Origin of the sequence: Pseudomonas viridiflava, assembly GCF_900602065.1 — a bacterium.
GTDB lineage: Bacteria > Pseudomonadota > Gammaproteobacteria > Pseudomonadales > Pseudomonadaceae > Aquipseudomonas.
On record NZ_UWFN01000260.1, the window covers coordinates 1 to 342 of the forward strand.

The following is a 342-nucleotide window of genomic DNA, read 5'->3' on the forward strand; positions in this document are numbered from 1 at the left end:
CGAACATTTTGCGCGCTTCATCTTCCAACGAAAGAATGTGCTCGTTGTGCAACTGCCGACGGACTTCGTCGGCACCGATTTCACGTTCAACTTCCTGTTTGATCGCATTGAAGCTGCGCTTCAGTCGGCCTATCCACAGGCCTGCGGTGCGTGCTGCGCCGGGCAGTCGCTCGGGGCCGAGCACCAGCAGGGCCATGAGGCCGATCAACAGCAATTCAGAGAAGCTGATACCGAACATGGTCTTAAACCTGGTCTTTGCGGGTCGGCTCTTCGACTTTGTGCGCCTGCGCATCGATGGTATGCGGCTGGTTCAGAGGCGAGCCCTGAGGCGCGGTATACGGT

Annotated in this window: 1 protein-coding gene and 1 pseudogene; both read right to left on the reverse strand. The window is 58.2% G+C overall.

All coding sequences use genetic code 11. The annotated features are described in order from the left end of the window. The coding region (gene tatB / locus EE949_RS13710) for a Sec-independent protein translocase protein TatB (protein ID WP_122664771.1) at positions 1-238 on the reverse strand (238 nt) is incomplete at its 3' end. 4 nt (positions 239-242) lie between these two features. After that, positions 243-342 (reverse strand): annotated as a pseudogene (gene tatA / locus EE949_RS13715) (twin-arginine translocase TatA/TatE family subunit); the annotation flags it as partial.